At 43.5% G+C, this 24,240-nt stretch carries 22 protein-coding genes and 1 tRNA gene; 10 read left to right on the top strand and 13 right to left on the bottom strand.

Translation table 11 applies throughout. The annotated features are described in order from the left end of the window. Positions 1-181: 181 nt before the first annotated feature. Entirely contained in the window at positions 182-1,798 is a 1,617-nt protein-coding gene (locus AAE02nite_RS21845; RefSeq protein ID WP_146903199.1) for a M81 family metallopeptidase, read from the bottom strand. Positions 1,799-2,024: 226 nt separating this feature from the next. Further along, positions 2,025-3,140 carry a Gfo/Idh/MocA family protein gene (locus AAE02nite_RS21840; protein ID WP_146903196.1) on the bottom strand — a complete coding sequence of 372 codons (1,116 nt, stop codon included), beginning with the start codon at positions 3,138-3,140 and terminating at the stop codon, positions 2,025-2,027. Between the two features lie 365 nt (positions 3,141-3,505). Between AAE02nite_RS21840 and AAE02nite_RS21835 the strand changes: the two genes are divergently transcribed. Together AAE02nite_RS21835 and AAE02nite_RS21830 are read left to right on the top strand one after the other, a co-directional pair. Then, entirely contained in the window at positions 3,506-3,964 is a 459-nt protein-coding gene (locus AAE02nite_RS21835) for a DUF1569 domain-containing protein (protein WP_146903193.1), read from the top strand. A 20-nt stretch (positions 3,965-3,984) separates the two neighbouring features. Then, positions 3,985-4,518, top strand: coding sequence for a DUF7149 domain-containing protein (locus AAE02nite_RS21830; RefSeq protein ID WP_146903190.1), 534 nt, complete (start codon positions 3,985-3,987; stop codon positions 4,516-4,518). A gap of 138 nt (positions 4,519-4,656) precedes the next feature. Here the strand turns inward: AAE02nite_RS21830 and AAE02nite_RS21825 are convergent, their stop codons facing one another. The 3 genes from AAE02nite_RS21825 to AAE02nite_RS21815 all read right to left on the bottom strand — a co-directional run bounded on the left by AAE02nite_RS21825 (position 4,657) and on the right by AAE02nite_RS21815 (position 6,478). Beyond that, entirely contained in the window at positions 4,657-5,367 is a 711-nt protein-coding gene (locus AAE02nite_RS21825) for a pseudouridine synthase (RefSeq protein ID WP_146903187.1), read from the bottom strand. Between the two features lie 255 nt (positions 5,368-5,622). Next, positions 5,623-5,907: a hypothetical protein gene (locus AAE02nite_RS21820; protein WP_146903184.1), complete on the bottom strand. Its 285-nt coding sequence runs from the start codon at positions 5,905-5,907 to the stop codon at positions 5,623-5,625. Positions 5,908-6,392: 485 nt separating this feature from the next. Then, positions 6,393-6,478: transfer RNA gene (locus AAE02nite_RS21815), tRNA-Leu, on the bottom strand. Positions 6,479-6,700: 222 nt separating this feature from the next. Here AAE02nite_RS21815 and AAE02nite_RS21810 point away from each other — a divergent pair. Both AAE02nite_RS21810 and AAE02nite_RS21805 read left to right on the top strand, forming a co-directional pair. Next, positions 6,701-7,282, top strand: coding sequence for an RNA polymerase sigma factor (locus AAE02nite_RS21810; protein ID WP_146903180.1), 582 nt, complete (start codon positions 6,701-6,703; stop codon positions 7,280-7,282). A gap of 60 nt (positions 7,283-7,342) precedes the next feature. Continuing rightward, positions 7,343-8,476: a S1 family peptidase gene (locus AAE02nite_RS21805; RefSeq protein ID WP_146903177.1), complete on the top strand. Its 1,134-nt coding sequence runs from the start codon at positions 7,343-7,345 to the stop codon at positions 8,474-8,476. Positions 8,477-8,698: 222 nt separating this feature from the next. Here AAE02nite_RS21805 and AAE02nite_RS21800 read toward each other — a convergent pair whose 3' ends face one another. Beyond that, complete coding sequence (locus AAE02nite_RS21800; protein WP_146903174.1) at positions 8,699-9,865, bottom strand: hypothetical protein; 1,167 nt, start codon at positions 9,863-9,865, stop codon at positions 8,699-8,701. A 345-nt stretch (positions 9,866-10,210) separates the two neighbouring features. On the opposite strand from AAE02nite_RS21800, the gene AAE02nite_RS21795 reads away from it, so the two are divergent. The 3 genes from AAE02nite_RS21795 (at position 10,211) to AAE02nite_RS21785 (ending at position 12,947) form a co-directional block, all read left to right on the top strand. Beyond that, the gene (locus tag AAE02nite_RS21795) at positions 10,211-10,825 is read left to right on the top strand and encodes a hypothetical protein (protein WP_146903171.1); all 615 of its coding nucleotides are present in this window, start codon (positions 10,211-10,213) and stop codon (positions 10,823-10,825) included. Between the two features lie 14 nt (positions 10,826-10,839). Continuing rightward, entirely contained in the window at positions 10,840-12,021 is a 1,182-nt protein-coding gene (locus AAE02nite_RS21790; protein WP_146903168.1) for a serine hydrolase domain-containing protein, read from the top strand. Between the two features lie 380 nt (positions 12,022-12,401). Beyond that, positions 12,402-12,947, top strand: coding sequence for a DUF4468 domain-containing protein (locus tag AAE02nite_RS21785; protein WP_146903164.1), 546 nt, complete (start codon positions 12,402-12,404; stop codon positions 12,945-12,947). A gap of 142 nt (positions 12,948-13,089) precedes the next feature. Here AAE02nite_RS21785 and AAE02nite_RS21780 read toward each other — a convergent pair whose 3' ends face one another. After that, positions 13,090-13,299, bottom strand: a complete 210-nt coding sequence (locus AAE02nite_RS21780) for a DUF551 domain-containing protein (protein WP_146903160.1) — start codon at positions 13,297-13,299, stop codon at positions 13,090-13,092. A gap of 601 nt (positions 13,300-13,900) precedes the next feature. On the opposite strand from AAE02nite_RS21780, the gene AAE02nite_RS21775 reads away from it, so the two are divergent. After that, on the top strand, positions 13,901-14,251 hold the full coding sequence (locus tag AAE02nite_RS21775; RefSeq protein WP_146903157.1) for a hypothetical protein: 351 nt from the start codon (positions 13,901-13,903) through the stop codon (positions 14,249-14,251). A 99-nt stretch (positions 14,252-14,350) separates the two neighbouring features. On the opposite strand, the gene hrpB is transcribed toward AAE02nite_RS21775, so the two are convergent. Next, positions 14,351-16,885 (bottom strand): ATP-dependent helicase HrpB, encoded by a 2,535-nt coding sequence (hrpB, locus tag AAE02nite_RS21770; RefSeq protein ID WP_146903154.1) that lies wholly within the window; start codon positions 16,883-16,885, stop codon positions 14,351-14,353. A 402-nt stretch (positions 16,886-17,287) separates the two neighbouring features. Between hrpB and AAE02nite_RS21765 the strand changes: the two genes are divergently transcribed. Continuing rightward, positions 17,288-17,557: a hypothetical protein gene (locus AAE02nite_RS21765; RefSeq protein WP_146903151.1), complete on the top strand. Its 270-nt coding sequence runs from the start codon at positions 17,288-17,290 to the stop codon at positions 17,555-17,557. Between the two features lie 96 nt (positions 17,558-17,653). On the opposite strand, the gene AAE02nite_RS21760 is transcribed toward AAE02nite_RS21765, so the two are convergent. The 4 genes from AAE02nite_RS21760 to ispG form a co-directional block, all read right to left on the bottom strand. Beyond that, positions 17,654-18,004, bottom strand: coding sequence for an MmcQ/YjbR family DNA-binding protein (locus AAE02nite_RS21760; protein ID WP_146903148.1), 351 nt, complete (start codon positions 18,002-18,004; stop codon positions 17,654-17,656). Further along, positions 18,004-18,171 carry a DUF6728 family protein gene (locus tag AAE02nite_RS26420; protein WP_170252664.1) on the bottom strand — a complete coding sequence of 56 codons (168 nt, stop codon included), beginning with the start codon at positions 18,169-18,171 and terminating at the stop codon, positions 18,004-18,006. The genes AAE02nite_RS21760 and AAE02nite_RS26420 overlap by 1 nt, the downstream gene beginning before the upstream one ends. A gap of 193 nt (positions 18,172-18,364) precedes the next feature. Further along, entirely contained in the window at positions 18,365-18,832 is a 468-nt protein-coding gene (locus tag AAE02nite_RS21755; RefSeq protein WP_146903145.1) for a hypothetical protein, read from the bottom strand. A gap of 70 nt (positions 18,833-18,902) precedes the next feature. After that, positions 18,903-20,885: a (E)-4-hydroxy-3-methylbut-2-enyl-diphosphate synthase gene (gene ispG, locus AAE02nite_RS21750; protein WP_146903142.1), complete on the bottom strand. Its 1,983-nt coding sequence runs from the start codon at positions 20,883-20,885 to the stop codon at positions 18,903-18,905. A 459-nt stretch (positions 20,886-21,344) separates the two neighbouring features. Here ispG and AAE02nite_RS21745 point away from each other — a divergent pair, with 459 nt between their 5' ends. Then, positions 21,345-21,821: a hypothetical protein gene (locus AAE02nite_RS21745; protein WP_146903139.1), complete on the top strand. Its 477-nt coding sequence runs from the start codon at positions 21,345-21,347 to the stop codon at positions 21,819-21,821. A gap of 90 nt (positions 21,822-21,911) precedes the next feature. On the opposite strand, the gene AAE02nite_RS21740 is transcribed toward AAE02nite_RS21745, so the two are convergent. After that, positions 21,912-24,101, bottom strand: a complete 2,190-nt coding sequence (locus AAE02nite_RS21740) for a glutamine synthetase III family protein (protein ID WP_146903136.1) — start codon at positions 24,099-24,101, stop codon at positions 21,912-21,914. Positions 24,102-24,240: the final 139 nt, after the last annotated feature.

Here is a 24,240-nt window from a genome sequence, read left to right as displayed (position 1 = left end):
CAGAAGATTCCTGTGGAATGGCCCGAGTGAATGGATGAACTATATTATCACCAAAGGAAATTCCATGATATTATTTGGTATAAATGCTACCACTGGATTAAACCGTATAGGCTAAACCATGAAGTTTAATCCGGTGGCCGTAATATTCAGACAGAGCAGGAAAATACCAGAAAATAAACTTTTATAATTTATCAGAGGAAGGTACAATTTTAGCAGTAAGATCCGGGTCTTTCATGTTTTTGTCCAGCGGAAACATGGGCCGTTGAATTCTTTTGTAAGGAAGGCGCTCCAGGTTCTGGTCTACCCCGCCGGGTGTTAAGGCCAATATCCAGTCTGCCCACATGGCATAAAGTTCAGGTTCTAAATAACCTATTTTCACTACCACAATAGCGGCTTTCCGCGGATTAAGCCCAAGTCTGGTAAAATCAATTTCCTTATGGTAAGGCTTGCGTTTCTGCGTAACAATAACGTGTACGCTGCCCACCTTCACAACCACTTCTGTTTCGGCATTTCTATCACCGTGTTCAATTGCTTCTACGGTACCGGTAATCCGGACCGGAGGGGCAAAGCGGGCATCTACTTTTGCCCCGGCATAGGCATCTACTTTCCCACCCACACCCGCTTTTATCGCACTTTTCACCAGATCCGGTCCCGGAATAGAGGCATAAATAAGCGAAGGCCCGTTTGCTGATTTAAACTCCGGGCGAGCCAGTATTTCTTTTAAAGTCCAGGTTACATCACCGGCTCCACCGGCCGTTGGGTTATCCCCGGAATCGCTGATAAAAAATGGATGCTTTTTGCTAGCCAGCGCTTTATCCAGACTTTGGCTTAAAGAGCCCGTTGGCGCAACAAAAGAAAAGCCGCTTCTGGCTTTCCAGAAACTACTGGCCAGTTGCTCGGCCGTTTGCGTAACTTTCTCTTTATTGTCTCCCGTAACCATCACTACGGCATGGTTGCGTGGTTCGTCGGCCCAGGCATATCCTACCCAAATGGCGGCATCAATAATGCCTGGTTGAGCCGCAGCCGGAGCAACAGCCTGGTAAATACTTTTGGCTGGTTCTAGCCGGGTGCTCGTTTTTTCACCCGGTAATAATATAGGTACCGGAATCCAGGCTTTGTAGGCCGGCTTTCCTTTGCCAGTCTCTATCCTGGACAACAGATTACTTACCGCCCTCCTTTTAGTTTGCATGGCATCTTCATGCGGGGCCATCCGGTAACAGGTAATTAAATCTGTATTTTGAGCCAAACGCCAGGAAACATTGCCGTGTAAATCCATTGAGGTGGAAATTATCGGTTGTTTGCCAACTACTTTCCGAATGCGGATAATAAAATCACCTTCCGGGTCATCTAACCCTACTACACTCATGGCCCCGTGGATATCCAGAAATAAACCATCGTAAGGTTTGTTCTTTTCGAGTAACTCTAATGTTTGCTTTACCAACGATTCGTAAGCCTCCCGCGTAACCGCACCGCCGGGTAATGATTTCCCAATTAGGGTCGGAAGCCATTGGGCCCGGTTTCGGAGCGAAGAATCAGGCGTTAAGAATGGATATGAGGAAAAAACATTAGTTCCGTATTTGGCGTGAAAGGATTCTTCGTGGGTAAGGGCCGGCGAAAAAGTACTTGATTCGATAGCTAATCCGGCAATGGCAATGCGGGGAAGCGGCTTCGTTTGAAGTGGATGGTTGGAACGTTCCGTTTGCTGATAAGAAATAGATGGGTTTAATGTAAGATTGGCAGAAAAAGCCACAGCTACTAAAAAGTTAAAATAAAGAAGCAAGAGCACTTTAATTTTCATAGCTATCATCCAAATAAAAAAATCTTTCCGCAGCATATTCTTAAGCAGCCTGCATCTTATCCTTGGCTTGGATACCGGCCCCCATGTGCTGTAGCATTATAACTTTTAAATTACCCGAACGGAGGGAAGGTATTACATTTTGCCAGCGCATGAATTCTAGAACGCCCCATTCTGGCTTTGAATGCAATGTTAAAGCCATGGTAACGGCAAATATTTCGTCCGCCGCTTATCCTTTCAGTTCTACTTTTCTGCCGGTTTTAACAGCCTGGAAAATAGCATCTATAATTTTTAAATCTTTTAAACCTTCAGCACCATCTACCGGCACTACGGGCTGCTTGTTATCGAATATAATGGCCGCCATCTCGTCCATCTGCACGGTTTGGTGGGTGGTATGTGGTCCTGTAAGTTCGCCTTTATGCGTGCGACCTTTAATCGGGCCATAACCGGTAGCCGGGAATAGCTCGGCAAATCCTTTCTCGCCGTTTAGGAAAAACCGGTCGAGGTTGTTCATGGTATAAGTTGATAAACAGGAGGCCACTGCCCCGCCCGGAAAGCCCAACTGAAACTGGATGGTTTCATCGACGCCTTCTTTAAACTTTACCGGATCGGTTTTGGTTTCCTGGGCCGTAACCCAAACGGGCTCCTCGCCTACCATGTAGCGCGCGCCGTTAATCGAGTAAATACCAATGTCCATCATGGCGCCACCCCCAGCCAGTTCTTTATTCAAGCGCCACTGTTTGGGGTCGCCAATTTTAAAACCACTCAGCCCCTGAAAAAACATCACTTTTCCTAACTCCCCAGCTTTCCGCATCCGGATAATCTCCAGAGTATTCGGCTCGAAGTGTAACCGGTAGCCTACCAGCAACTTTACATTGGCTTGCCGGCAGGCATCAACCATCTCCTGCCCTTCTTTGGCGTTAATGGCCATGGGCTTTTCACAAATAGCATGCTTACCCGCTTTCGCTACCCGTATTACCTGGTCGCGGTGCAGGGCATTGGGGGTAATCACGTATACTGCATCTATATCGCGGTTATTTTTAATCTGGTCGAAGTTTTCGTAGTTATAACAGTTCTTTGCCGGAATATTGTACTTGCTTTGCCAATCTTTCAGTTTAGCGGGCGTACCGCTGATGGCACCTACCAACTTCGCCCGCTTACACGCCTGCATAGCATCGGCCACCCGGGTACCGTAACTGCCTAACCCCATAATAGCAACCCGCAATACTTTGCCTTGCTGGTAAGCCAAATTTTCAAAGTCGGGCAGGCTAACCGAGCCAGGTAAAAAAGGCAGGGCCATGGCTGAGGCAGATAATTTTTGTAAAAAGTTACGGCGAGAGGTCATATCCAAATGTTCTGGTTTAGTAAATGATTGCTAAATATAAAGAAAGTATTTATAAAAATAATCCGGCTAATCATTGCTGATAAGTAAATTTCAGGCTGGCAAATTGAAGGTGCTTGTCTTGCAATATTTCATCTTTTAAGCAGCGATACTTTAAATTTGATTTGCGTCTAAAAAACCCGCAGTAGGCAAAAAGGTTTAGCTTCGGTAGAAAATTTAAGTACCAACAGTAAAATTATGCGCTGATGTCCTTTAATAATTTGCAATAAGAACAATTCCTAATGTCGGTACCCATAAAAAATTTGCCAATATTTATTTTAAGTCTTAATTTATCCAACCGAAAGTTTAAAAGCCTTTACCTGTAAAAGATGGCACTCCCTAATATTTTCACCACCGAAGTAACCGAGAATATAATCAACCGGCTTAATGCACTGACCCCGGAAACCCGGCCCCAGTGGGGTAAAATGAGCGTCTCGCAAATGCTGGCCCACTGCAATGTACCTTACGAAATGGTATTTACGGATAAACACAAGATGCCGAATTTCCTGCTGCAATGGGTACTTCGCTTGTTTATCAAAGAAACGGTTACCGGCGAAAAGCCTTACAAACGCAATCTGCAAACCGCCCCGGCTTTTGTTATTAAAGACGAGAAAAATTTTGCGGCAGAAAAAGAACGCCTGATTAATTACATCCGGCAAACCCAGCAATTAGGCGAAGGGCACTTTGATGGCAAAAAATCGCATTCGTTTGGCACTTTAAACAAAACCGAGTGGAATAACATGTTTTACAAACACCTGGATCATCATTTAACCCAGTTTGGCGTGTAATCCAAATATTCCTATAACGCATGATTCCTGCCCAGATAACTTCCATTAAACAGAATCTGAATAAAGCTTACGGGCTTTTTAAACCCAAACTTGCGGCCATAGAAAGGTTTAAAACAAATTTGCTTTCCTTAGTAGTTCAGCAAAGCCCAGAAGAAAGTGAAGAGCAGTTAACAGCATATCTTGCGAATATTCTGCAGGGCACTTTCTTGGAATATGCGAACGAAGAAACCCAAAATAGCAGCCCGGTTTGCTATGCTACCATTAGCGGCCTGCGCGAAGGCTTCGAAGATCCATTTTTAACAGATGTGACAACCCCATTTAACCCAGATAACAAAACTTTGCCTGCCAGTGCGCTGCCTTCCGGCAAAACAATTTTACCCCCCTATTTAAAAGAGGCGCTGCACCTGACAAAATTAAGTGTAAGCACAATATTAAGGGCCAAAACAACCGAATCCCCGGCGGAGACAACTATCCTGGAAAACAGAATAAACGAACTGGTTTACCAGCTTTACGAACTTACGCCGGAAGAAATTAAGCTGGTGGAGGCGAGTTAAAAATGAGGAAAGTCTCAAATAATACTAGGCTTCCCTTGAGCTTTGATACCTTTTTTTTGAAGGGTATTAAAACCCGTTTACCAGGAAAATAAATCAGTAAACCGGGGCAGCGGGCAAACAATTACCTTTATTATACACCTAACTAAGCATTAAACCTAGATCCCAGCCAAACTGCCGGCAAAGGCGTTGCATGTTTTCTGGTGCCGGTGCTTTTAAAGAAATAATTTCACCCGTAAACGGATGCTCGAAAGTGAGCGCCGCAGCGTGTAAAAGCAGACTTGGGCTGTTTAACTGCTCCAGAAACATGAGGTTGTGTCGCCAGTCGCCGTGCTTTTTATCGCCAATAATATAATGACGCAAGTGCGCAAAATGCTTGCGAATCTGGTGCATGCGTCCGGTTTCAGGCTTAATCTTAACTAAGCTATAACGGGCTGTCTGGTAACGTCCTACCGGGATGGGCAGTTCTACCGTAGCCAGCCGGGTGTAGTGGGTAACTGCGTCCTGTGCTGGTTTGTGCTGGTGGTCTTTATCCGGACGAATAGGGCTGTCGATGGTACCGGCTTCCGGCGCGTAGCCCCGCACAATGGCAAAATAAGTTTTATCTGGCTGGCGTTCTGTAAAAGCTTGTACCAGTGGTGCCGCCGCTTCGGGCGTTTTGGCGAAGAGCAATACGCCCGAAGTACCCCGGTCGAGGCGATGCAGGGGGTGCAAACGGTAACCGAGCTGGTCGCGCAACAACTGCAGGGCAAATTCTTTTTTTTCTTCGGCTATGCGCGTTCGGTGTACCAGCAACCCATTAGGCTTGTTAATGGCCACATACTGCGCATCGTCATAAATAATCTCCAGCACAATTAACTGCTTAATTCGGCTGCTAATTACCGAAAATTATACCAGAATTATCGAAGTAAAATTCTTTACTCACCGGAGAACAGCCACCTTAAGACTTAACCAGCCGCCATTTATTAAACCGTTACGCAAACAACAATTATTAACCGACCATTATTTATTAGGCAAGCAGGCAAACCGGTACGTAACAGCGCATTGCCAGGCAAAACGAATTTGTAAATCTTAAAATCTTATCCATTACCCGGTAACGGCAATTTATTACCCAACAGACCTGATACCGGGGTTAAAAAATTTATTTTCAAAACCAATGCCGGCTTTTTCCAGGGTGGCTTTCAGGCTGGCTTTAAACGAAGGGCTTTCAACGGGTGCTTTTACCGGCATTACCACTGCCATATCGTTCTGGTAAGATACCTTTAACTCAAAACCAGGTTTATTTCTTTCGCAATAGCGCAGGAAAGCCCCTACTCCCTGTACAGATAATTCAATGGTATATCCCTGGTTTAAGAAATTCAATCCCGCTGATGCTGTAGAAGGTCTTTTCATATTAGTTGGTTTTTGTTTACGGTTGTAAATTAATAAATATTTCTTTACCCCAACACTTCTTGCGTTATTTTTTATATTTTTTTAATTACTTCAGCTACCACAAAGCATATAAGCATCTTTTTATTGAACTTAAACAATATTAAATTTATTTAATATAAGTATTTCATCTGAAGCTAAATCTGGATAAATTTAAATATCTAGAAAATAAGGACAACCATTTTTGCTGCATTATTCAAAAGCCGGTAACTACCCCGGTTGGTTTATTAAATTCGAATACGAAAAAAACAATTTAACCCAATACAAATAAACCTGACAAGCGTTAGATAAAAGAAAAGCAAAACAATTAGGCCGGAGCAAAAGGGTATTGCTGGTTATGTTTATAATAATAGGACTAAGCTTAGCGGAAAGGTACCCTGAAAATTGGCGGGTAAGTGGTAAATAAAAAAGCCTGCTTACCCTTTCAAAAGATTAGGTAAGCAGGCTTCTGGTGCGCGCGGGGAGATTCGAACTCCCACACCCGTAAGGCACCACCCCCTCAAGATGGCGTGTCTACCAGTTTCACCACGTGCGCAGTAGAGCTTGTAAAAGCAATGCCCAAAGGTAATAAGCATTTGGTAAGTGTGCAAGCGGACCGTTGGCTACATTCCTACTTTTTCGTTTTGATTTTGAATTATCTTATCCCAAATTTGATTTTATAATTTTACCAAATGACGCTACTTCCTGATTATTTAAGAAAATATTTAATTTAAATGGGTTACAAAATACAGGCTGGGGTATTAAAAGAGGAGCTTAAATGCCGAATGTAGTTTATTTTTCAGAAGAGGCTTTACTGGCGGGAATTCGAAGAGATGACGGTACGGCAGTGGCTTATCTTTACAAACAACATTACCCCATGGTTTTGCATTTTGTGCTTAGTAATAATGGCACCGAAGACGAAGCCAAGGATATTTATCAGGAAGCGATTATTCTTTTTATTGAAAAAATAAGAGATGAATCGCTGGAACTGAATTGCCTGATTAAAACGTATTTATATTCGGTTTGCCGGCGGCTTTGGCTGAAAAGGCTGGCTCTGAAAAGCAGGTTTGGCGGTGCTGTGTCGGAGTCGGATTCTTTTGTGGATGTGGCCGACGACATAGATGACCTGGTAGAAAGGGAAGCTACCTTTACCAAAATGGCTGAGGCTTTAACGCTGGTAGGCGAGCCGTGTAAAACGTTACTGGAAGATTTTTATATACAGGATTTATCGATGCAGGCCATAACCGAAAAATTTGGTTATACCAACGCCGATAACACTAAAAACCAAAAATATAAATGCCTGCTGCGTCTGAAAAAACTGTTCTTTAACTTGTATAAAACAGAAGTAGAACGCGAGTAAAAAAAAGATAAATAAATTTAAACGGATTAATTCTTCTGGTTAAGAATATCCACCCCAGATATGAAAGAGTTAGAAGCCTTTAAGCAAATAGAAAATTATTTTAACGACCAACTAAGCCCGGAGGAACTAACCCTATTTAAGGAGCGCTTAAAAACCGACCCGGATTTTGCAGAATATTACCGCCAGTACCAGCAAATAGACGGCACGCTACGTTTTTACTCCCGGCGTAAAGCTTTAAAGGAAGAGATCCACACCATTCACCGGCAAATGGAAGCAGTGCCGGAAGAAGCATTATTAACCGAAAGAAAAGTAATTACTCCTTTTGGCGATAAACAAAAACGGAAAATATTCTGGAACCAGCACTATGCAACCATCGCGGTGGCAGCCTCGGTAGCTATTTTAACCGTTTTCGGCACGCTGATGAGTATTGATGTGTGGCGCTCGATGGGCAAACAGCAAAACGCCCGATACACCGCACTTCGCCGCGAAGTAGAGAAAATAAAAAACAGCCAGCGGGCAATTGCCAAAGATATTTCGGGGGTTAGCAATCCAAGAGCAGCCCGGCCGGTGCCGGCTAACTTCAGTGGAACTGGTTTTGCCATTAGTTCGGATGGTTATCTGGTAACAAGTTACCACGTGGTAAAAGATGCCGATTCGGTTTTTATTGAAAACCGGGCCGGGCAGCGCTACCGGGTTAAAAATATTTACCGCGATCAGGCCCATGATTTAGCTATTCTGAAAATCGACGACGCAGGCTTCTCTTCTTTCGGTTCTTTGCCTTATGCATTTAAATCGGAGTTAAGCGATTTAGGCGAACGGGTTTATACGTTAGGCTTTCCGCGGGAAGATATGGTTTTCGGGGAAGGTTCGGTTAGTTCCCGCACCGGTTTCGAGGGCGATACCACTTCTTACCAGATTTCCATTCCGCTTAATCCGGGCAACAGCGGCGGCCCCTTACTCGATAGCCAAGGCAACCTGATTGGGGTCATCAGCGGTCAGCAGCTAGACCAGCAGGGCGCTTCTTTTGCCGTTAAGTCTGACTACCTGAAACAACTAGTAGAGCAGTTATCCCAGGATTCATTGGAAGCGCCAATTAAATTATCCAGAAGAAATTACCTGGCCGGCGCCAGCCGCCCGGAGCAACTGAAAAAGATAAAGGACTACGTATTTATAGTGAAGGTGTATAATAATTAAGCACTTTAAAACAAAAGTAAGCAGACAAGACTAACTAATAAGCATTTAAATGAAAAAAGCGCTTCAGGATTACTTCTGGAGCGCTTTTTTTGCTTTTTTTCCTTAACTAATCTCCGGAACATTTCATTTTAAAATCAATTACATTCATGGCCGAAGCCTTCGCCGGAAAGCTTCTTTTTGTGTATAGGCTGTGGTTTTAATTATTTCTGCCGGCTTCCTTTATTATTGAATAATCTTGGCCCGTTTAAATTCTTTCGTTTCGTCGAATAATTTGCGGTAGGTGATATGGGTTTTATAAATCTTGGCGCCAATCTGCTCTACCACTCGTATCATTTTCGGATTAAAGTCACCAATCCAGTTCATAATATAATCCTCGTAAGGTATTTTGCCATTATGAAAAAAGCCCCTGGCCGATGCTAATACCATGGCAGCCTCTACCCCTTTGCGCTGGTGGTCCGGCGCAATGCCAAAAACAATACCCACGGCTCTGGTAATCGAACCGCGCCATTTATAATATAAAAACTTCAACTTGCCAATTAAATCGAGTTTGCCGTTTACATGCTTAAACAACTGGTTTAATTCCGGAATGGAAATAAAAAACCCCACGGGTTCTTCTTTATAATAAGCAAACCACACTATTTTTTCATCCATAATGGGTTTAAGCTTTTTCATGATTACCAAAGCCTGAGCCGGCGACATTTCTTTTACCCCCTGGTGTTTAGCCCAGGCCTGGTTATACACTACCCGGAAATCTTCAGTATATTTTTGAATATTTTTCTTTTCCATGTGCCGGAAAGTATAATCCGGGTTAGCCAGAATGGCTTCGGCCCTTTCGGTAAACTTCTCCGCAATATCCCCTTTAACTAGCCGGTGATAAGTATACTGATTAAAATAAACCTGAAAGCCGTAATTTTCGAAGAGTTGCCGGTAATAAGGAAAATTGTAGTTGGTGGCGTAGGAAGGCGGTGAAAACTCCTCTACCAGTAAACCCCACCAGCGGTCGCGGTCGCCGAAATTAATGGGCCCATCCATTGCCTCCATGCCGCGCGCCTGCAGCCAGTTTTTACAGGCATCGAACAGCGTGTTAGCGGCCTTCTGGTTATTAATACAATCAAAAAAACCCATGCCACCGGTGGGTTGTTCATTTTTCTGGGCGGTTTGTTCATTCACAAAAGCCGCTACCCGACCAATGGTTTGGTTTTGATTATCTTTTAGCAACCACCGGATACACGCCCCTTTGCGCAGTAATTTATTTTTTTTCGGATCAAAAACACTCTCGATATCGCTGTCTAAAGGCCGGATATAATTAGGATCGGTGCGATACAAACGAACGGGAAACTCTATAAACTCCCGGGCAGTAGTAGCGCTGTTAACTTCGATTAATTGCATGAAAAAGCTTAAGTAATCTTTATATGGCCTGAAAATTAATTAAAATATGTTTAAGCCGGAATTTCTTTGGGTGAGAATGTATAATTTAAAATTAGTCAGGTTATTCAGACCAATATAAAATCATTTTTTAGTGGCTATGACCATTATAATTGTACTGGCTGCTGGGTAACTTCTAAACTACTTTTTTAATCCTTTATATAAAATAAAATAGTTACAATCCTGGGCTTATACTTAGCAGAAAAAAAATGCAAACATAATTTAAATTATAAATAATATAATTATATTACAAAGCGTAGTAATTGTAGTACCTGCTGAAGAGAATTAGATAAAACAAACCCAAATTTTATGAGGAAGTTAAAGATTGCGGCATTGGCTTGGCTGGTGCTATTGGCGGCTCCGGTCTTAAAGGCCCAGCAAGCGCGACCTTTATCAGTGGCGATACTGGCGAATGCTACAGCATTGCCAACCCGAACCGGCGAAATATTCCGGTCGGTTCATCCGGGAATAGCAGTTGGCACATCTTTCCGGTACAACCAAAGTCCGGTAAACCAGCTTTCGCAAACAATAAAATTAGGTTATGTTTTCCACCAGTTTGTGCAGCATTCGGTGCAGCTTTACTCAGAATTAGAATACAAAAGATTTATCGGGCGCCGGATAAGCCTGGCGGGGGCGGCGGGAGCTGGTTATGTACATATTTTTTCTGCAACTCAGGTCTTTAAGCGCGACGAAGATGGCCATTATAAAGAAAAACCGGATTGGGGCCGCCCACAAGTGATGGGCACCTTTGCTTTGGGGGCTGGCTACTTACTAAATCAGAACAGCGAAAGACCTGTTGAAATATTTACCCGCTACCAGTTTTGGGTAGAAGCTCCCTTTGTGCGGCAATACGTACCCGTTTTACCTAACACGGCTTTACACCTGGGCCTGAACTACCCCCTATTTGAAAGAAAAAATAATTAAAAAAGCTTCCTTTTATGGTTAAGTACATATTAAAAGCTTCTGCTTTTCTGTCGCTCTCATTATTACTAAGTTGCCAGGAGCCTGTTATAGAACCCACCGCAGTTTGCACGATTGCTCCTACCACGGCTAATCATCCGAAGGCAACCGTTTACCAAAGTGTTATAGATAAATATATTCAGGCGGGTTTGCCGGGGATAGCCGTGCTGGTGCGCGATAAAAATGGAACCTGGGCCGGAAGTGGCGGTCAGGCCGATATAAAAGAAAATACGCCCATGCGACCCTGTCATATTTCTAAGACGGCCAGTTTAACGAAAATCTTTATTGCAGCGCTCACCTTAAAATTAGTAGAAGAAGGAAAATTAAGGCTGGAAGAAAAATTAACCGAAAGACTGCCCGCCAAGATAACTTCTAATATTCAGAATGCCGAAACGGCCACTTTGGGTAGTTTGCTTAATCATACCAGTGGCATTTTCGATTTTAGCAACAACGATAATTTCTACCTGGCTTTACTAAACCACCCTACCAAAAAGTGGAAGCCCGAAGAATTGCTGAAATTTGCTTACGGCCAGGACGCCAAATTTCCAACCGGCACCTCCTCGGGGTATTCCAACACCAATACCGTACTGGCCACCATGGTTATAGAGGCTGCCACGGGCAAAAGCCACGCGGCTTTACTTCGCGAAAAAATTCTTACGCCACTGGGGCTTTCCGATTCTTATTATTACTGGCAGGAAGCACTCCCGGCCAATGGCGTGGCCCAGGGATATTTTGATTTATATAACAACAATACTTTGGTAAATGTAAGCAGTTATAATACGGGCACCGGCAATGGGCTGAACGGGTTATACTGCAATGTATTTGATTTACAAAAATTCATTGACGCTTTGCTCCGGCACAAAACCTTACTCAGTCAAAGTTCTATCAATACCATGCTTACTTTCGATGATTTAATAGAAAACCGGAAATACCTGGGTCTGGGCTTGTTCAAAGATTATATTGATGGCAATTTCAAAGAAAATGAATTTGGTTACGGGCACCGGGGCCGCGACCTGGGCTACAGCGCCGATATGTTCTATTTTCCGAACCAGGACGTTACAGTTACTTTGCTTGTAAATTATGGCACTAACGCCGAAAGTAATTTGCAGGATACTTTCCTGGACTTCCGATACGAAATAGCCGACAAAGCAATTCATTAGTCTAAAGAATAAATAAATATACTTTTGCCCGGCTTTTAACCGGCAAATTCCTAAAAAAATGCTATGCTTTATTCTGGCTGGTGAGCTTAACCGGCCGGCTACTATATTATTGTTTTTACGGCAGCAAAAACAATATATTTTAATACAAACGTTTTGATATAAGTAAAGGATGGCTAAACTGAAACTCTTACTAGATTTAAGGATTCAGCTTTTTCTATGCAGCGTTATATGTTTGCTAGGTGACACCGCTATAGTTACAAATGTAAAGGAGGTAAACTATTCATCTAAAAAAGATTATTCTACTTTGTCATCAAAATATTTATGTAAAATTTTTATATATTAATTTTTATATATTATATTTGAATGCTTAATCTTAATTTATGAAAAAACTATTATTTCTGCTATTTTTACTGCCTTATGGGTTATACGCCCAGGAATTACCAAGCCTGCCGACCGACGCTACCACCGGAAAATTTTTCGTAACCGAGACGGTAGAAGTACCGGGTTTGTCTCAGAAAGATCTGCACGATAAAGCGCAGGAATACCTCACTAAGTCTTACAAAGCTCCTGCCTCAACTATTCAGGAGGATGCCGCAGAAAAGATTGTGTTTCAGGGTTTCAAGAAGCTAACCATCAAAGATGAGAAAATAAACACCACCTATCCGCTGCATTTTGTGCTAACCGTAACTTTTAACGATGGCTCTTACCAGTACAAAGTCACCGATTTTTCGCCGGATAAAATTAACTACTATACGCCACAATCGTTAAAGCACCCAGACCAGCTTAAGTTTAAAAATAAGAAGGAAAAGCAAGCCTATACCACCGTTTATATTACTTACCTCGAAGGGATGAAAGGAATTGGAAAAGACTTACAAACCGGTATTAAGAGGAGTTTATTAGCCAAAACGCCTGTTAAAAGAAGATAGACAGCTATAAGGGCTATTAATAACTAAAAGAGACCGGACTTGCATCCGGTCTCTTTTTTATTTCCCAAAATAAAATTACGTATTCTAAAGTTTTAAGCTTAAGAGAACCCTACAGGGCTCTTCTGTTTCGCCTCCTGAACTTTTACTCCTGATAAGGCTCCGGAAATGGTTGCCAGGCGCGTACCATCGAGAAACTATACGTCTGGGAGTTGGGTGCATCATTCAATAAAATGCGATTATCTGCGACAAACCAGCAAGGAACAACTGAAGTCTTCCCGTTCATTTCAACGGTAGCCAGAATCCGTTGGTGTTCCTGTGGTATTTTATCTTCTTTTTTTATCCAGCCTAACATAAATAAAAACCTTAAGTAATAAATTGTTTCTCAGGTAAATACTTATTTAAGCATAAAAAGTTTCGGCAAATACTTAGATTCAAGTATAAATACGTAAGCTTCTTTTCTACAAGCCTATTCCAATAAGATAGATATTGCAGAACCTCCTCTTTCAATTTGCAGATTTACGAGCAGGCTACTCAGATGCTGTAAATAACTGGCAATTTTCTTAAGAAAATAATTCAGAGCTTCTCTGTAAATCCAGCTTTCTTTTAAATTGATTTGACGCTTAAAACCAAAAATAAAATACTGGGTGAATAATTTCTCCTTAAACCTAATTAGTAGTTAAAATTTCTTAAGGCGGAGAACACAAAGCTCTTATTCCCTTAAAAAATTTCTATAAATCTGCCTTTCAACCTGTTCTGCTTATAAGCCTGGCTAAATTCTATATAAATAAATTTAATATTTAAATAATACAAAATTTATCAATACTTAAATATTAGTTTTTAATAATGTTTTTATTGTATTTTTATAACATTTTTAGCACTTTTATGGTTTTCACGAAAAATGGTTTTATCTTCGAACTCGTAAATGATTTAAGGGTAAAGTAGAAAAAAGTAATATGATAGAAGTTAATACTTTGAGCTTTAGACTAAGGTTGGAGAGAAAAGCAGCCAAATCAGAAGATTGTTTGGGCAACTACTTTTATGTGTTATTTTGTGAAAGTCCTTTTGATGTGAGTAAAACTTTCTCCGAGGAGTTCTTGGCGGATTTTAATTCTGTACCATTTTACAGTTTGTGCGATGCAGCACGTTTTGCCGAAGAAATGGCCAGCTTTTGGGAAAAACAAATATTAATTAATCCAAAATTAGATATAACCCGTCTGGAAGAGCTTACTGATGTATGGCGGTATCTGTCGCAGAAAATACAACCGAAAGTTAAAGAGTTTGAAGCAGTAGCATTAGAGTGCTAAAATTAGTCTGAGAACGATTAACCGCCCGGGCAGCAATTAGTTGTTACCCCGGCTGAATATTCTTAACCTTATTTGTAAAAAAGGCCGCGGTAAATAATTTTACTGCGGCCTTTTTTTAGTACCCCGTGTTGGTAGGGCCGAAAGCGGATCCTCGGGCCAATGGTGTTTCGGGTATCTGCCCCGTAAATCTTTCCTTACCTCAAAATAGCCGGTATTCCAGAAACTCCGCAAATCCCGGGTAACCTGTACGGGCCGGGATGCCGGCGAAAGCAGATGCATTAACACAGAGACTTTGCCATTCGCAATGCGGGGGGTATCGAGCATGCCGAATATTTCCTGTAACCGTACCGCCAGCACCGGAGTATCCTTTACGGTATAATCCACAGCTATCCGCGAACCACTGGGCACCGACAGATGCGTGGGCGCCAGCCGGTCCATTTCCTGTTGTTTTTCCCAACTCAGTCCGGCTAGTAACAGCTGATTAAAATTTAGCCGCGCTACTTGCTCCAGCGAACGTAAGCCTAGCAGGTGCGGTTTAAGCCATTGATCTAAAGTAGCCGTTAAGGCTTCATCTGAAGCATCCGGCCAGTTATTTGGCTCCAGGTTATGCAGAAAAAGAAGCCGGTTTCGGGTTGTCTGGGCTTCGTCGGACCAAGGTAAACGGTTTACTCCTCTTTCTTTTATGGCTTGGATGAGTACTTCGGCCAATAAATCCGGATCAGGATTTTGCAGCGGGGCTTCTTCGAGGATTAAGGCGCCCAAAGTTTTTAGCTGGCGGGCGGTTATCCTTTCGGTGGCCGTATCCCATTTAACTTCCGGTTGCAGTTTTATTTGCCCGACAAAATACCGGAGAATTTCGGTTTTGGAAATAGCAGCGGCCAGCATAACGCGGGCTTGCGCGCTGTTGTCCAGATGAGCTACCGCATAAAATTCAGCTTCACCAAAAATTTCGGTTGCCAAAGTTGCCCGTTGACCGGTAACCAGCCGTACTCGCCCCGAAGATTCTTTCTGCGCCAGCCGGTCTGGGTAAGCCAGCCCGGTGAGCAAACCGGCCACATCAGTATTTAGAGGCCCATCGGGTTCGCGCAGTCGCTGGCGTAAACTCCGGGCTTGTTCGCGTACCCGTCGCAATCCATTGGTATCGGTTACAAAGCCGGGCGTTGGCGGGTGTTGCCCTGCTAATATTTCCAGGCGCAACGGCAAATCCGGTAATAACTGGTCTCGGGACATGCCATTATTTTTAAGAATATCCCGCTCGGCGAGTAAAGCGGCCAGGGCGCAGGCAGTAGTCCCGAAGCCTAGTTCGTGCCCCCGTCTTACCAAATGGCCCAGCCGCGGTGGTAACCCAAGTGCCGCTAATTCTTTACCGTGTTTCGTAGGGTTGCCGTTTAACCCAATAGCTTCGAGGCGCAATAGCAAATCTCGGGCTAACGCTATGGCCGGCGGCGGCGGTACATCCAGCCATTTTAAGGTAGCCGGATCTTTTATTCCCCAGATAGCCAGTTCTAACATCAATGCGCTCAAATCGGCTTCGCAAATTTCCGGCGCTTGCCGGGGCGGCAATTGCAACTGGTCTGCCGAAGTCCATAAACGATAACAAACGCCCGGTCCGAGACGCCCGGCCCGGCCCCGGCGCTGATCGGCAGCGGCCTGGGAAACCGGTAAAGTCAACAGGGTGGTAAGTCCGGAACGCGGCACAAATTTGGGTACACGGGAGTATCCACCGTCTATTACAATTTTAACGCCTTCAATGGTTAAACTGGTTTCGGCAATACTGGTGGCCAGCACTATCTTGCGCCGGCCTACCAAAGCCGGCCGGATAGCCGCTTGCTGCTGTGCCAGCGAAAGCTCGCCGTGGAGTAAATGTAAATCTATGTTTAAGGGTAATTTCCCTTCCAGCAAATCGCTTATGGCCCGCATTTCGCCTAGTCCCGGCAGAAAGACCAATACATCCCCTTCGACGTACTGAGCCAGCGCCTGGCGGACCACTTTTGGTACCAGATTCTTCAAACGTTCAGCCGGCCGGTTTCCGGCGGCAGCTACATCAGCCGCCGTAGCATAAAAAGTATCTACCGGGTACATGCGTCCTTCGCTCCGGATTACGGGCGCTGCCAGCCAATTGCCAACAGCAGTTGCGTCGAGGGTGGCACTCATTACCAGTAACCGCAAGTCGGGCCGCAATACTGCCTGGGCATCCAGTGCCAGGGCTAAACCTAAATCGGCCTGTAAACTGCGTTCGTGAAATTCATCAAATATAATGGCGGCAATACCTTCCAAGGCCGGATCATCCTGCAATAATCGGGTCAGGATTCCTTCTGTAACTACTTCGATGCGGGTTTTGGCCGATATGGCTCGTTCCAGCCGCACCCGGTACCCGACGGTTTGGCCAACTTCCTCCCCAATTAATTCCGCCATTCGCCCGGCTGCCGCCCGGGCTGCCAACCGGCGCGGTTCCAGCACTATTATTTTGCCATCACTCGCCCAAGTTGTATTTAAAAGCGCCAATGGCACCAGGGTAGTTTTACCGGCTCCGGGCGGCGCCTCCAATACAACCTTAGCATTATTTTCTAAAGCAGATAAAAGGCGCGGCAACGCTTCTTTAACGGGTAATTCCGGTAAATCAAAATTAAACATAGCGGTACAGTTGGCCCGCAAAGTTCCGAAACAATTACGTACCAAAGCAAAATAAATAATTATTGAATATTAAAAAGCAGAGTTGCAGGTAGTAAGCAGAAACTACTGTTATAAAATTTCAGTGGGCAAGAATAGTATTTACTAACTTTATATTACTACAGCTTATCCGCTGTAAGCAAGCTAAGAAACAGCTAATTTGCTAAATCTTAATAATTATCAGAGGAAGCGATTACGTTTGCTTTATCTTTCATTTTTATTAAATGGCCGCACAGGAATTAAATACACCATTGTTTTAAATACTTTATAGCTTATTCATTTACTTAAAATATTCATATTAAATATTTTTAAGAAACAATAATAGTTTAAATTAGCGAAAGAATAATTCTACTATTTTGTGGTTAAATGTTACTCCTGATTGAGGCTGCCTTTATATTTTTGCTGGGCTTAATTTACGTAATGCGTGAAATGAAACGGAAGATTAAAAATTACCGGACAGGTGATATTATTTGGGTACGTGAAAATTTGTTTAAGAAGCAAAAAGCAATCCTATGTAATTGGAATGATTACACCTTTAACTACATACCCGAAGACAGCTTTGAACTAAAAGTTAAGAATTGGTTTTTCCTGATTCGGAATGAGTCTTATCAGCAAAGGAAAGAAAAGGAAGTTTAAAACAGCGATGCACAAACCCGAACAAGCAATGTGAGTTCTTGTTTCTACACTCTATTTTTATCTGTATTTTCAGAAACAGCAAAAGAAATTTTATGCTTACAAGCCCAGGTGGCTTTTTATATTTTTAGGTAAACTGGCTGCTACCAAGGAATACGAATGATCGATTAATTCCCGCAACAACCGGTCGTTAATAGTACCGGCAAGCATTACAGTATTCCAATGCTTTTTATTCATGTGGTAACCGGGTTTAATGGCATCATATCGCTCACGCAATTCCACAGCTTTTTCGGGGTCGCATTTTAGGTTAATACTGGCAAAGGTATTAATATCGGTTAGTGCGAAGATTTTACCGCCTACTTTAAATACCAGCGTATCAATACCAAAAGGGGTTTCCTCCGTAACGCCGGGCTTTACCAAACAATACTCCCGAAACTCCTCTATATTCATTAAAAAACGTGACGGAATATAATAATAAACAAAGCTACCAGAAACATCAGCATAGATAATTTATTTATAAAATGCATGCTGCGTAGGTTAAAGTTTGCTTTTCTGTTGGGGTCTTTTTTCCGGAAGAAATAAGTAGCTACTTCCGAAAAATTAAATAAGCCTTTCATGCCTGAATATTTAAAGATAATACCATACTAACCGATAGAAAATCAACGGCAATGATAACGAATGCCGGCTTTATTAAAACAAGTAATACAGGAAAGAAGTTTGGTAAATTAAACGCTTATTTTCGAAAACTCAAATTTAAACTCAGGCAGAAGTAAAAAGCAGACACTTACTGGTATAATTCAACGCGAAAATCTAATCCGCTTTCCATTGCCAGGATCTCCCATCCCAGAACAGCCAGGGTACCCGTTGCTCTTTCTCCTGCAGAAATAATATAAGAACGTCTCCGGCGGTTTGCACCCCCGACCCGGCCGGCAAAATGGTTTCGGTTTTCCAGGTGCGTAACCAGGCCCAGTCATCGCCCCCGTAACTGCCAACCTGCCCGGCGCCAAATAAACTGGGTTGGGTATGGCCGTTGCGCAAAATAGCCAGACCGGTTTTACCGGATTTTTTCTCTTTTATCAAAATGGCTATATCGGAAATTCCATCTTTATCAAAATCGGCCTGCAAGTAAAACGGGTTAATCCTGAAATTAAATTCGTATTGCTCTTTAAACGTTGTATCCCCTATAACCGGCCAGGTCCACTTGGGTAATTCCTCTAATTTAATCTTGGGCAGTTCAGCAGGCGTATTTACTGGCGAGCAGGAGAAAAATAGCAGCAATCCTAAAAGCTTAAATAAAGATTTAAGAATTGCTACCGGCGCCGCCATCTGTTCAGGTAATATATTTTAGCTATAAGTTAATCTCCTGCTCTAACACCATGGGCTCTACCCACTTTCCATCTTCCCGTATTAGTTCGATCAGCTCGTCTACGGCAGCATCTTCCGGAACTGCTTTTTTGATAACGTTTTGGCCACGGTACAGCGCAATTTTGCCTTTGCCCACGCCCACATACCCGTAATCCGCATCGGCCATTTCGCCGGGGCCATTTACAATGCAGCCCATAATACCAATTTTCACGCCTTTCAGGTGGTCGGTGCGTTTGCGAATCATGGCAGTGGTTTCCTGTAAATCGAACAAAGTACGGCCGCAACTGGGGCAACTGATATATTCGGTTTTGCTCATGCGCGTACGGGCGGCCTGCAATATGCCGAAGCTCAATTTATTCAGGTGATCAATCTGGCGCAGCCATTCGGGTTTACTGCGCTCGGGTAATAATTCGGTGCTTAGTACTACGCCATCGCCCAAACCATCCAGCAGCAAACCACCCACATCGGTAGAAGCATACAACTGCGTTATTTCCAGTCCCAGCTCCGGATACTGGCGGTTGATAATTACCGGATTGGTTACGCCGTTATTCATCAGCCGGAAGAAACCTTTCCGCAGTTCGGCCATGGCGTGCTTATTATTGGTGTAAAGAATAATTACAGCCGTTTTATCGGCTTTTAACTGGGCAATGGTTTCGTCTTTTAAAGAATTTATTTCTTGAAATACAAAGTTTATCTCGGGGTGGCGTTGATTTGGAGCAGCATACTCGGCTTGGGTTAAAACCGGATAATGCTCCGGGCGCTGGCCACCGGCTAACCAGGCAGCATAATCCACAATTTCTTTCAGGCCGTTAGGCAACATAAAAGTTATCGGTTGGCTGCCGGTATAAATATAATCCGCGCCTAAATCGTTCATGTTAAACTTATCCAGCAGCATCGAGTATAAATGGCCTACGCTTTTAAGGTCGGCGTATTGCACATCGGTTAAGCGGCTAAGGTCGGCGATTACCCGCGGCACGTTCTGGCCACCCAGGTTGCCTACCTCTGTGGTTTCGCGGCGGTGGTACTGAAACGGATTAATAGGAACGTTGCAGATTGGTTTAATAAAATCGTGGCTGGCCCGGTCGGTGTAGCGGTCGATGAGCATCCGGGCTACCGGGGCTTCAAACTCCGGCGCTTCGGTCAACGATACCCGCACCGTATCACCTATGCCGTCTTCGAGCAGGGTGCCAATACCCACCGCCGATTTTATACGGCCGTCTTCGCCTTCACCGGCCTCCGTCACGCCCAAATGAAACGGGTAAGGCTGCAAGCCTTCTTCTTCCAGTTTTTGCGCCAGTAGCCGGTAAGCCTGCACCATTACCTGCGTATTGCTGGCCTTCATCGAAAGCACAATATCGTAGTAATTCAGGTCTTCACAGATCCGCAGGAACTCCAGCGCACTTTCAACCATGCCGAGCGGTGTATCGCCGTAGCGGCTTAATATTCTATCGGATAAAGAACCGTGATTGGTGCCGATGCGCATCGCCGTTCCGTATTCTTTACAGATTTTTACCAGCGGTACAAACCGTTCCCGAATCCGGTCCAGTTCGGCCTGGTAAGTGGCATCGGTGTATTCTATTACTTCAAACTTTTTTTTATCGGCGTAATTACCGGGGTTAATCCGAACTTTTTCTACAATCCGGGCCGCTAGTTCAGCGGCATTGGGCGTAAAATGGATATCGGCGATTAAAGGTACATGGTAGCCCCGGCGGCGCAATTCGGCTTTAATATGCCGCAGGTTTTCGGCTTCTTTTACGCTTGGAGCGGTAATACGCACATATTCGCAACCAGCCTCTACCATTCTGATGGTCTGCTCTACCGAACCCAACGTATCCATAGTATCAACGGTAGTCATCGATTGCACCCTAATTGGGTTCTTACCCCCCAGGGCAATATCCCCGATGGCTACTTCGCGGGTTTCGCGGCGCACGTAGGCAGTCAGGCTCGGACAATAATTTACATTCATATAAATATCAGGCGTGTACTCTTCTTAACTAAAAAAAGGCCAGGTTTGTTCGGTTGGCGTACCGCAAAAATAAGCCCAATTTATTTATTTAAGGTTATTCTATTATTGTTTTAAACAGATGCAATTTCAGCGGCTGCTTTCTATTGCAGGTTTGAAAACAACTATTCTGGTGCTTCATCCAGATATATTTACTTAGGCCCACATTACCGTGGCGGCGTGATTCATCTGCAATTACAGGTTAAAAGACATCGCAGGCTCTACTCGCAAAACTATGGGCAGATATTCTATGCTGAAAAACTAGGCTTTATAAAGCTTAAAAGGTGTGTCTCTTTTGCTTTCTGCATAAAATCATCCTTTTACGCCTTATTAAGGTATACTAAGAATATTTTGTCCCGTTAATCTGAATAACTTCATCTGGTTTAATCACTCTGGAAAGGTTTTTGCTTATTTATTTAAAAGATGGGAAATTTTACGCAGATGCTTAATAAATATTTTAATAACGGTTTCCGGGAGCGTATTCAGGACCAGGCCGAAAAGTTTGGCGTGAAAGGAAAGCAGGCCTTTGATATTATTTCTCTGGCTTCCGGTACCGTGAAGGAGATTTTACAAGCCGAATTGAAAAACGGCAATTATAACGGGGTTGTTACTTTTCTGAAGAGCGCCCCCGTGCAGGCAGGCACCAACTTGGTTGCAGATAAAATTATACAAAGGCTGGTTGGTCGCTTAATCTTACGCTTTGGTTTACCCGGCGGTGTGGCTTTAAATGTGGCTACTTTATTAGTGCCTTTTATTATAAAAAGGTTAAGCAAAAAAGCTTTAAAAAGCGGAAAAGTGCAGGATTTATTAAACTCGGTAGGCGTTACGAGTCAACTGGAAAAATTAAATATTCTGAAAAATCAGGTTAAAGATAAATTTTCACCGGGCCAGGCGGCCTGATAAAGACGTTGTAATTTTAATGTTTAGGTTTAAGTTTATAAAAAAGGCTCCGGAATCGGAGCCTTCTTTATTTCAATTTATTTCGGTTTACTAGTGCGTAAACAGCATTTCGCGGTATTTAACCAATGGCCAATCATCGTCGTCCACCATTAACTCCAGTTTATCAACGCTGTACCGGATGGTATCGAAATAAGGTCTTACTTCATCGCAGTACATAATGGCGCGCGTACGGGTATCTTCTATTTTGTTCGCTACTTTCCGTTTCTCTACCATCTCGTCAACATTCTTTTTAATAATAGAAACGTGCCGTGAAATAGCTTTAACAGTATCTAAAGTAGTATTGTAGAATTCCTCTTCCAGGCCAATTTCGCGCAAACCTTTAATGTTGGTAATAAGTTTATTCTGGTAAGCAACGGCAGTCGGAATAATATGATTCAACGCCAAATCGCCGAGCACACGTCCTTCAATCTGGATTTTCTTCATGTATTCTTCCAGCAATATTTCGTGGCGGGCGTGCAACTCCACTTTAGAATAAATGCCTAACCGGCTAAATAGATCTTCGGCTTCTTTCGTAATTAAGAAATCGAGGGCCTGTGGCGTAGTTTTTACGTTTGATAAACCACGGCGGGCGGCCTCTTCTTCCCATTCTTTCGAATAACCGTTTCCTTCGAACCGGATGGGTTTGGAAGCTTTGAGGTATTGCCGGATTACATCAATAATAGCAACTTCTTTCTTTTTGCCTTTTTCAATCAAGGCATCCACATCATTCTTAAACTGAACTAATTGGTCGGCTACAATTGAGTTTAAAACAATCATGGCCGAAGAACTGTTAGCCGAAGAACCAACCGCCCGGAACTCAAATTTATTTCCAGTAAAAGCAAAAGGCGAAGTACGGTTACGATCAGTGTTATCCAGTAAAATTTCAGGTATTTTATCAATACCTAATTTCAGGTACATGTTATCGCCTTTGTCGATGTTGACAGCAGAATTATTTTCTAATTCTTCGCATACCTGGGTTAATTGCGAACCAATAAAGGCCGAAATAATGGCCGGAGGGGCTTCGTTGGCGCCTAAACGGTGGTCGTTGCTGGCTGAAGCTATACTGGCCCGTAATAAATCGGCATGTTTATAAACGGCCATTAAAGTAGTAGCAAAGAAAGCCAGGAATTGAAGATTTTCTTTCGGACGTTTGCCAGGACCAAGCAGGTTAACTCCGGTATCAGTAGACATTGCCCAGTTGTTGTGCTTACCACTACCGTTTACGCCGGCAAATGGTTTTTCGTGCAGCAACACTTTAAAATTGTGGCGCTCGGCTACTTTACTCATCAAATCCATCAACAACTGGTTGTGGTCTACGGCTAAGTTAGCATCTTCAAAAGTAGGCGCGCATTCGTATTGGTTAGGAGCTACCTCGTTGTGGCGGGTACGTAGCGGAATACCTAATTTGTGAGATTCCTGCTCAAAATCAACCATAAAGTTGTGTACACGGGTCGGAATAGAACCAAAATAATGGTCTTCGAGTTGCTGGCCTTTGGCTGGAGAATGACCAAATAAAGTACGGCCGGTCATTACTAAGTCCGGGCGGGCCGAGTATAAGGCTTTGTCGATGAGGAAATATTCCTGCTCAATACCCAAGGTAACACTTACTTTGGTAACATCGCGATCGAAATACTGGCAAACATCCACAGCAGCAGCTTCCAGGGCAACCAAGGTTTTTAATAAAGGCGCTTTATAATCCAGGGCTTCGCCGGTATAAGCTACAAATATAGTAGGTATACACAGGGTTTTGGCACCGGCAATTTCTATAATAAAGGCAGGCGAAGTCGGGTCCCAGGCCGTATAACCACGGGCTTCAAAAGTATTGCGGATACCGCCGTTCGGAAACGAAGAAGCATCCGGCTCTTGCTGAACCAGGGCTGATCCTTTGAAGTTTTCAATGGCCTGACCATCGCTGTTCAAATCAAAAAAACTGTCATGCTTTTCGGCGGTAGCGCCGGTTAGCGGTTGAAACCAGTGGGTGTAGTGCGTAGCGCCTTTCGATAAGGCCCAGGTTTTCATAGCGGCTGCAACGGCATCGGCTACATTGCGCTCTACTTTGGTACCATGTTTTATAGCGGATGATAATTTCTTAAAATACTCGCTCGACATGGTAGTTCGCATGGCTTCGAGGCCAAATACGTTTTTACCGTAATAATCAGAAATTTTAGGTGCAGGAGCTACCACTTCGATTGGCTGACGGCTTGCAGCTACTTCAAGGGCTCTAAAACGAAGTACTGTCATAGATTTTTAATACAGTTTTTTATTGAGTTTGCCAAAGGTAATAATAGTTCTGTTTTTCCGAACATATACCCTCATTTTTTTTACCAATTCTGTAAAAATTTATCAAATTTACAAATAACACCTTCCGGAAAACAGGGTA

Source organism: Adhaeribacter aerolatus (genome assembly GCF_007991635.1).
GTDB classification, from domain to species: domain Bacteria; phylum Bacteroidota; class Bacteroidia; order Cytophagales; family Hymenobacteraceae; genus Adhaeribacter; species Adhaeribacter aerolatus.
This window is presented reverse-complemented; position numbering and strand designations above follow the sequence as displayed.

What these genes read in the sequence shown, in the direction of transcription:
- AAE02nite_RS21845 (WP_146903199.1), bottom strand. Translation starts at nt 1,798, where the DNA reads ATGAAAATTAAAGTGCTCTTGCTTCTTTATTTTAACTTTTTAGTAGCT.
- AAE02nite_RS21840 (WP_146903196.1), bottom strand. Translation starts at nt 3,140, where the DNA reads ATGACCTCTCGCCGTAACTTTTTACAAAAATTATCTGCCTCAGCCATG.
- AAE02nite_RS21835 (WP_146903193.1), top strand. Translation starts at nt 3,506, where the DNA reads ATGGCACTCCCTAATATTTTCACCACCGAAGTAACCGAGAATATAATC.
- AAE02nite_RS21830 (WP_146903190.1), top strand. Translation starts at nt 3,985, where the DNA reads ATGATTCCTGCCCAGATAACTTCCATTAAACAGAATCTGAATAAAGCT.
- AAE02nite_RS21820 (WP_146903184.1), bottom strand. Translation starts at nt 5,907, where the DNA reads ATGAAAAGACCTTCTACAGCATCAGCGGGATTGAATTTCTTAAACCAG.
- AAE02nite_RS21810 (WP_146903180.1), top strand. Translation starts at nt 6,701, where the DNA reads ATGCCGAATGTAGTTTATTTTTCAGAAGAGGCTTTACTGGCGGGAATT.
- AAE02nite_RS21805 (WP_146903177.1), top strand. Translation starts at nt 7,343, where the DNA reads ATGAAAGAGTTAGAAGCCTTTAAGCAAATAGAAAATTATTTTAACGAC.
- AAE02nite_RS21800 (WP_146903174.1), bottom strand. Translation starts at nt 9,865, where the DNA reads ATGCAATTAATCGAAGTTAACAGCGCTACTACTGCCCGGGAGTTTATA.
- AAE02nite_RS21795 (WP_146903171.1), top strand. Translation starts at nt 10,211, where the DNA reads ATGAGGAAGTTAAAGATTGCGGCATTGGCTTGGCTGGTGCTATTGGCG.
- AAE02nite_RS21790 (WP_146903168.1), top strand. Translation starts at nt 10,840, where the DNA reads ATGGTTAAGTACATATTAAAAGCTTCTGCTTTTCTGTCGCTCTCATTA.
- AAE02nite_RS21785 (WP_146903164.1), top strand. Translation starts at nt 12,402, where the DNA reads ATGAAAAAACTATTATTTCTGCTATTTTTACTGCCTTATGGGTTATAC.
- AAE02nite_RS21780 (WP_146903160.1), bottom strand. Translation starts at nt 13,299, where the DNA reads ATGTTAGGCTGGATAAAAAAAGAAGATAAAATACCACAGGAACACCAA.
- AAE02nite_RS21775 (WP_146903157.1), top strand. Translation starts at nt 13,901, where the DNA reads ATGATAGAAGTTAATACTTTGAGCTTTAGACTAAGGTTGGAGAGAAAA.
- hrpB (WP_146903154.1), bottom strand. Translation starts at nt 16,885, where the DNA reads ATGTTTAATTTTGATTTACCGGAATTACCCGTTAAAGAAGCGTTGCCG.
- AAE02nite_RS21765 (WP_146903151.1), top strand. Translation starts at nt 17,288, where the DNA reads ATGTTACTCCTGATTGAGGCTGCCTTTATATTTTTGCTGGGCTTAATT.
- AAE02nite_RS21760 (WP_146903148.1), bottom strand. Translation starts at nt 18,004, where the DNA reads ATGAATATAGAGGAGTTTCGGGAGTATTGTTTGGTAAAGCCCGGCGTT.
- AAE02nite_RS26420 (WP_170252664.1), bottom strand. Translation starts at nt 18,171, where the DNA reads ATGAAAGGCTTATTTAATTTTTCGGAAGTAGCTACTTATTTCTTCCGG.
- ispG (WP_146903142.1), bottom strand. Translation starts at nt 20,885, where the DNA reads ATGAATGTAAATTATTGTCCGAGCCTGACTGCCTACGTGCGCCGCGAA.
- AAE02nite_RS21745 (WP_146903139.1), top strand. Translation starts at nt 21,345, where the DNA reads ATGGGAAATTTTACGCAGATGCTTAATAAATATTTTAATAACGGTTTC.
- AAE02nite_RS21740 (WP_146903136.1), bottom strand. Translation starts at nt 24,101, where the DNA reads ATGACAGTACTTCGTTTTAGAGCCCTTGAAGTAGCTGCAAGCCGTCAG.